The sequence below is a fragment of the Anaerotruncus sp. 1XD42-93 genome (assembly GCF_009917605.1).
In the GTDB taxonomy this organism is placed as follows: domain Bacteria; phylum Bacillota; class Clostridia; order Oscillospirales; family Ruminococcaceae; genus Anaerotruncus.
Genome location: NZ_QZEG01000116.1, coordinates 1 through 3927 on the forward strand (window position 1 = coordinate 1; position 3927 = coordinate 3927).

Annotated in this window: 3 protein-coding genes and 2 pseudogenes; 1 reads left to right on the top strand and 4 read right to left on the bottom strand. The window is 48.5% G+C overall.

Annotated features, from left to right (window positions below; all coding sequences use genetic code 11):
• A pseudogene (locus D5269_RS18735) lies at positions 1–105 on the top strand (IS5/IS1182 family transposase); the annotation flags it as partial.
• Positions 106–122: 17 nt separating this feature from the next.
• On the opposite strand, the pseudogene D5269_RS17030 reads toward D5269_RS18735, so the two are convergent.
• From D5269_RS17030 to D5269_RS17045, 4 genes and pseudogenes are all read right to left on the bottom strand, one after another.
• Positions 123–665: pseudogene (locus D5269_RS17030) on the bottom strand (MATE family efflux transporter); the annotation flags it as partial.
• A gap of 138 nt (positions 666–803) precedes the next feature.
• On the bottom strand, positions 804–2297 hold the full coding sequence (locus D5269_RS17035) for a tripartite tricarboxylate transporter permease (protein WP_120487163.1): 1494 nt from the start codon (positions 2295–2297) through the stop codon (positions 804–806).
• Positions 2298–2310: 13 nt separating this feature from the next.
• Entirely contained in the window at positions 2311–2766 is a 456-nt protein-coding gene (locus D5269_RS17040) for a tripartite tricarboxylate transporter TctB family protein (protein WP_016315133.1), read from the bottom strand.
• Positions 2767–2844: 78 nt separating this feature from the next.
• A complete protein-coding gene (locus tag D5269_RS17045; protein WP_016315132.1) occupies positions 2845–3852 on the bottom strand; it encodes a tripartite tricarboxylate transporter substrate binding protein in 1008 nt (335 codons plus the stop codon).
• Between the last annotated feature and the right edge of the window lie 75 nt (positions 3853–3927).

Consider the following 3927-nt stretch of genomic DNA (forward strand, 5'->3'; position numbering starts at 1 on the left):
CGCCGTATCAAGCGATTTCGTCGCATTTTTACCCGCTATGACAAACTGGATATTATCTTTTTGGCTTTTGTCTTTTTTGCTCTCATTGTCGATGTGCTTATGTGAACACTACCTAACAAAATATTGATTGTACTGGCAATGATAAGATAAGCCAGTGGACGCTTGGAATCACCTACTGCCCTCAAAATACCTGCTCCCATATTATATAGGGATGAAAATAAAATGCCTACAAAATATACTTGAAGATATAACACAGCTAAACCATATACATCTTGTGGACATTCAGTAAGGGAAAGCAGTAAAGGTGTGGAAACAATTCCCATCAGAGCCATAAACAGGCCCAAAATTGAAGAGAACACCAATGCGGTATGAAGCGCTCTCCGTAAAGTAGGGTGGTCCTTGGCTCCATAGAGACGGGACAACAGAATACCTGCTCCAGCAGATAGTCCGGTAAAAAAGCCTACTAAAAGTTGAGAGATGTCAGAGCAGCAGGTAACAGCAGCTAGGGCTTCTTTCCCCACAAATTGTCCAACAATCAGAGAATCTACACTATTATAAAGATTTTGGAATATCTGCCCCAACAAAATAGGTAGAGCAAATTGAATTAACAACACAGAAACGCTGCCTTGTGTCAAATCCAACTCGTTTTCTTTCAAAAATAGCACCCGCTTTCAACATTGGAAAAGCGGCTCAGGAAACGGTAAAACCCGTACCTGGCCGCTTTTCCGGAAACTAGGGTAGAGGAACTGCCTATTAAAAAGGCTCCGCACCAGGCTGGATTTTCAGAGCCGGATGCACTGGGATTACTTTGACTTGCTCCGTCGCTCCATGACAATGGGAGCACAGATGGAAACTACCATTAGGAGCATCAGTACGATGCAAATCGGGCGCTGGAAGAAGGTGGAAAACATAGCTGGGAGGTCGTTCTCATAGAGGATTAACCCTTGCTGGAGAGCCTCCTCTGCAATGTCACCCAAGATCATGCCCAATACGATGGGCACAATATTGAACTTGTAGAGTTTAAGCAGATAGCCAATCACGCCAAAAATCAGCATAGCGTAGACGTCCCGTACATTACCCCGCACACCGTAACAGCCAATTAGGCTCAAATTCAATACGCAGGCAGACAAGATATTTTGAGGCGTTAAAGTAACTCTAGCAAAATATTTTGCGCCTAGTAAACCAATGCTGACAAAGGCCACATTGGCTAAAAACAGCGCCATAATGAAAGGATAAGTAATGTTCTTCCCTGTTGTAAAAAGGCTATAGCCGGGGGTCAAGCTGTGAATGGTCAGCCCAGACAGCAGGATCGCAGTGGTAGCGTTGCCAGGAATACCCAGGGTCAAGGTCGGAATAAGGGTGCCGCCGGTGACTGCGTTGTTGGCCGCCTCACAACAGGCTACGCCCTCACGAGCACCATCTCCAAATTGATCCCGCTCTTTAGAGAACATTTTACCCATGTTGTAGGCTACATAGCTGGACACATCGCCGCCTGTACCAGGAACAATACCTACAATAATACCGATGATAGAAGATCGCAGATAGGTCACAGGGTAGCGGACAAAATCTTTTAAATGGACACGGGAGGCCTTATACCGGGCAACATCATCTGGATTGGCTGGTTTCAAGGAATCTTTTAAGGTCCCCAATACTTGAGACACGCTGAACAGGCCAATAACTGCGGGGATCATGGTGATACCGCCCATCAGATAGGTACTGCCAAAGGTAAAGCGTGCCCGACCCATTACCGGGTCCATTCCTACACAGGCAATCAGCAACCCCATACACCCCATCATCAGCCCTTTAAGAATACTTTTAGTGGAGAGGGATGCAATAATAGTCAGACCAAAAGCAGCCATGAGGAATTTTTCCTGAGCCCCAAAATTAAAGGCCCATTTCGCCATTGCGGGAGCGAAAAACAGCAGGGCAATGGTACTGGCCTGTCCACCCCAGAAAGAAGCTACCGCAGCTTCGGTCAAAGCTTCATGGGCCCGGCCATGCTTGGTCATGGCGTAACCATCCATAGCAGTGGCAGCAGCCGCAGCCGTCCCCGGAGTGTTAATCAGAATTGCGGAAATGGAGCCGCCGAACATTGAGCCGCAATATATGGCACCCAAGAATATTAAAGCGGTGGTAGCATCCCAAGTGTAGGTAAGTGGAATCAAAATGGCGATACCCATAGTAGCGGTAAAACCGGGCAATGCACCCACAATGATACCCACTATAGTACCTAGCAGGACTACCATCAGGTTGAAGGGGGCCAGCGCCTGAACAAAGTAAGTTAAAATATCTTGCATTGCAGTCCCCTCCTTAAATCAGCAGTGCTCTGGGGAAGTGAATCCCAAGGAACTTGAAGGTGATGTAAAAGAGAATCCCAAACAGGACACAGACCACTATGTCCCGAATCAGATGCTTTTTGTCTTTGACCGGTTCAAAAATAATGGCAATCGCACACAGCGCCACAATGGAGCTGACCAAAAAACCAATCGTAGTTAGGCCCGCAATCCACAAAACCAGCAGTCCAAGCAGGATCAGACTGCGCTTGGTCTGCTCACCGGTGAGGGGCCAAAGCTTTTCCTGATCTCCTGCGGTCTTAACCCACTTGATCCCTTCCAGTACAGTTTCTAACACAGACAAAACCAAACCAACCACGCAAATCATACGGGGCCAATAGGCGGCTGTCTCGCTGAGAGAATTGCACTGGAACAGGAAAAAGAGGAATATAGCAGCACAAATCAGGGAGGTAAAACAATTCTTTTTTTGCATACCGCACTACCTTTCTTTACAGTGCGGCCCACAGGAGATAGGCCCTGCGAGCCGCATTGTAGTTTGCAGTGGAAGGCATCAGCCCATCGCTTCGATGACAGGAGTAGCAACCTCAATGGATTTGGTGGATTGCTCATCCATCTCCGCACCGGTACCAAAGCTGGGGACAAAACCAGCCTCAGTGGCACGGGTAACGAACTCCTCATTGGTCAGAACAGTCTGCACCGCTTGCTCAAAGGCGGTTACTGCACTAGCGGGAGTATCCTTGTGATAGAAGAAGCCAGCCATGTTGTTGGTCTCGTAACCCTCATAGCCCAGGTCGGCCAGAGTAGGGACATCCTTCAAAGACTCCACAGTGGAGGGACTGCCCAGATTGATAACACCGTGTGCATCCTCACGCGCCAGCAAATCAGCCTCACCATAGACGCAGGAATCGACTTCGCCGCCCATAGTAGCGGTATAGCAGTCGGCAGTGCCGCCGGGATAGGGAACGGAGGTGGCCTGGAGTCCTTCTCCTACTAGGAAGGAGGCGAAAGCCAGATGGCCGTTGCCGCCGTTACCCACGTGTGAATAAGTGAATTTGCCGGGGTTGTCCTTGATGTACTGAAGCACATCCTCCGCATTGGACATAGGGTTGGAATCCGCCATAATCAAATACATGGGCTGACTGGAGGTACGGGCTACGGAAGTCAGGTCATCATAGGTATAGGCGGTGTCGCCACTGAGGGGCTTATAAACAACCGGAGTTGCCAAAGTGTAAAGGATTGTATAGCCATCGGGTTTGTAATTGTTCAAAAATTCGGTAGTGCCGATAGTTCCAGATCCACCCTCAGCATTGACAATGACGAGAGTGGTTCCCAAGGCATCTTCCAAGTCAGACTGCATCAGGCGGATTTGATTGTCGGTAGCGCTGCCCGCTTTGAAGGGAACCACTACGGTAATAGGTTGGGTAAACTTAAATTCACCATCAGTCACACCGTTACCGGTTGATGCTGCCGAGCCGGGATTGCTGCCAGCCCCGCCACCGCAAGAAACAAGTGACAGCATTAACGCCGAGGCCAGGAGCAGCGAAAAAAGTTTCTTCATGATTTAGGCCTTGTTTGAAAAATAAATATTGCACAAATCGTTGGCAAGAGCGAAAATAGGAATATGAAACGGTAT